This window comes from Kitasatospora sp. NPDC091257 (assembly GCF_044757675.1).
GTDB lineage: Bacteria > Actinomycetota > Actinomycetes > Streptomycetales > Streptomycetaceae > Kitasatospora > Kitasatospora lactacystinica.
In genome coordinates this window covers 1-2849 of sequence record NZ_JBIVVI010001159.1, presented here as the reverse complement: position 1 = coordinate 2849, position 2849 = coordinate 1, and the positions used below count along the sequence as shown (strand labels likewise).

The 2849-nt window shown below is 74.5% G+C and carries 2 protein-coding genes and 1 pseudogene; 1 reads left to right on the top strand and 2 read right to left on the bottom strand.

Annotation, left to right across the window (positions count from 1 at the left end; all coding sequences use genetic code 11):
- Positions 1–864 (top strand): annotated as a pseudogene (locus ACIQOV_RS35765) (hypothetical protein); the annotation flags it as partial.
- A gap of 123 nt (positions 865–987) precedes the next feature.
- Here ACIQOV_RS35765 and ACIQOV_RS35760 read toward each other — a convergent pair.
- Together ACIQOV_RS35760 and ACIQOV_RS35755 are read right to left on the bottom strand one after the other, a co-directional pair.
- Positions 988–2001 (bottom strand): DUF1648 domain-containing protein, encoded by a 1014-nt coding sequence (locus ACIQOV_RS35760; RefSeq protein WP_401054992.1) that lies wholly within the window; start codon positions 1999–2001, stop codon positions 988–990.
- Complete coding sequence (locus tag ACIQOV_RS35755; protein ID WP_401054991.1) at positions 1998–2345, bottom strand: GntR family transcriptional regulator; 348 nt, start codon at positions 2343–2345, stop codon at positions 1998–2000. Before ACIQOV_RS35755 ends, ACIQOV_RS35760 begins: the two co-directional genes overlap by 4 nt.
- Positions 2346–2849 lie beyond the last annotated feature (504 nt).

Genomic DNA, 2849 nt, shown 5'->3' with positions numbered 1-2849 from the left:
GGCACCCCCGGTGGCCCGGACACCCCGGTGCCCGCGCTGTTCAGCCGCGACCTGGCCGCGCGGCTGGGCGCCGGCGCACCGACGGTGCACCTGTCCACCGCGAGCGAGCTGCGTACCACCGTCGCCGGGATCGTCACCGCGACCCCGGCGCTGCCGGAGCCGGCCCTGCCCTTCGTCGTGGTGCCCAGCGGTCCCGCGGTGGAACGCCTGCCGGAGCTCGGCCGGTGGACCGGGTGGCTGGCCGTGGGCGACGGCCTCGACCCCGGGCGGATCAGGTCGCTCCTCCTGGAACGCGGCCTGGTCGAGCCGACCGGCCTCGCCAGGCTCATCTCGGAGAACGCCGCGGCGGACGGCAAGGGCGACCACGGGCTGCCGCCCGCCTACGCGGTGGGCGGCAGCCGCGAGTACGCCGCGCAGCTCGCCGACGACCCGCTGCAGCAGGCCGCCGGACGGCTGTTCTGGTACGCGGCGCCCGCCAGTGCCGGATTCGCCGTCCTCGCGGTCCTGCTGACGCTGCTGCGCGCCGCGCCCGACCGGACGGCGGTGCTCGCCCGGCTGCGCACCATGGGCCTGCGACCCCGTCAGGGGCTGGCGCTGATCGTCGCCGAGGCACTGCCGCGGACGCTGGCGGCGGCCGTCGGCGGTGCGGTGGTCGCGGCGGTGGCGGCCGTCCTGCTCGGGCCGGCCTTCGACCTCTCCACCCTGATCGGCGCCAAGGCCGGCGACGGCCTGGGCCCGGCGGTGCTGCCGGTGCTGCTGCCCACGGCGGGACTGGCGCTCGTGGCCTGCCTCGGGGTGGTGCTGGAGACGCTGGTCGCGGGACGATGGCAGATCGCCACCGAACTGCGCGCGGGGGAGTCCTGACGGCGGCGGAAGCGGTGCGAGCGGTGCAGGCCGTGCGAGCGGTGCAGGCCGTGCGAGCGGTGCAAGCGGTGGGGCGGTCCGGCCGTGGTGGCCGAACCGCCCCTTCGCCTCCGCCGAACCGGTTCAGCCGGTCGGCTGCCCGGCGCGCGCGATCAGCGCGTTGAGCAGGGCCGCCCCGCGCTCGGCGTCGTCGACGCTGACCGCGAAGTCCGTGCCCTGACGGGTGCGGACCACCAGGCAGACGCCCCCGCGCAGCATCACGGTGGTGCCGAGCCGGTTCATCCGGTAGCCCCAGCCGCCCGCCTGCGCGGCGGTGCGCTGCTCGGCGCGGGCGGATTCGAGCTCGGCGGGGGACCAGTGGCGCACGGGCCGGCCGAACGGGCCGAATCCGACGGTCAGGCCGCCGGCGGTCACCCGCGCCCGCACCGAGGAGCAGGCGAGGCATGCGAGGGAGACGACGGCGAACGGCACCACCAGCGCCCAGTCCAGCTCGGCGACCCCGCTCGCGGCGGCCAGCACCCCCGCCACCGTCACCAGCGCGAACACCGCGGCGGCCAGCTGCAACCACGGGTTGGCGGCCCGGGAGAGCCAGACGAACCGCTCGCCCGCGGGCATCTCCAGCGGATCCGCCCCGGCCGCCGGGAGCCGCTCGGGCCGGCCGCCGAAGCGGCGGCCGGCCAGCAGGGCCAGCAGCCCGGCGAGGCCGGTGGCCAGCAGGATCAGGACCACCTCGACGCCCATCGGTGCGGCGTCCTGCCAGCGGGCGCGGTCGAGGTTGGCGTGCACGATCGAGGTCTGCGCCCCCGTCAGCAGCACCCCGCCGGCCGCCAGCGTGGCCGCCGCCGCCCCGGGCGACCGGTCGGCCCAGTACCGCCGCACGGCCACCGAGGTGAGCACCAGGACCGCCCAGAACGCGGCCGGGAACAGTGCGGCCGCCGTCAGCGACATCGAGCCGTTCGGCTCCCGCCCGCCCCAGTGGGTGGCCAGCGGGTCCGGCAGCCGGTGGCGCGCCACCAGCGGCAGGGCGATCAGCAGTGCCAGCACGCCGACGGACCAGGACGCCGCGGCCCAGAGGGCACCGCGAGCCGCCGGTCGCTCCGCCGCGGTCGCTTCCTTCGTTGTGCCGTCGTCCGTCACGACATCCCCCTGATCATGTCCACGAGATCGTTCCTGCTGTAGCCGAACCGGGCCGCGTCCTCGACCAACTGCCTTACGCGGTCGACCAGTTCGGAGCGGGTGTCGGCGCCGGTCGCGATCGTGATGCCGCGGCCCCGGCGGAACTCCAGCACCCCCTCGTCGCGCAGCGTCCGCAGCCCGCGCAGGACGGTGTTGGTGTTCACCCCCAGCGCCCGGGAGAGCTCCCGGGCCGGGGGCAGTTTGTCCCCGGGGGTGCACTCGCCCTCGGCGACGGCCCGTCTGATCGCGCCGGCGACCTGTTCGTGCAGCGGTCGGGTGTCCCCGATGTCCAGCTTCAGCAACATAGTGCTACTGACGATAGCACCATCCCTGTCTTGTGCCACTGCCACTGCCACTGGCACTGCCACGGGCCTCGGGGCGGTGCTCCCCGCCCGCAGCCACCTCCGCCCGTCGGCTACCCCCGCTCGTCCTCGATCAGGCCGAACTCCGAGGCCCTGCCGTTCCGACAGCACAACGCCCCGGTACGGGCTCGGGGAAGTCCGTACCGGGGCGGATGGGGTGCCAGGGGATCTTCTACCAGTAGATCACTACGTACCCGTTACCACCGTCACCTCCGGTGGGGTTTGGACGGAGGGGGACGTCGCCTTCACTCTGCCAGGCGCGGGACTTCCGCATGGGTTCGGCTGTGTACCGCGCAACAGTGTTACCGGACGGTCCCACCACTGCGAGGCTCTCCGGAACGAGGTTCCCGCCGCTGACGATCTTTTTAAGAGTGTCAAAAAATGACACTAACGACATGGCCCTTACGCCCTACCACCCACTCCACCACCCTGCGTGACCACAGACCC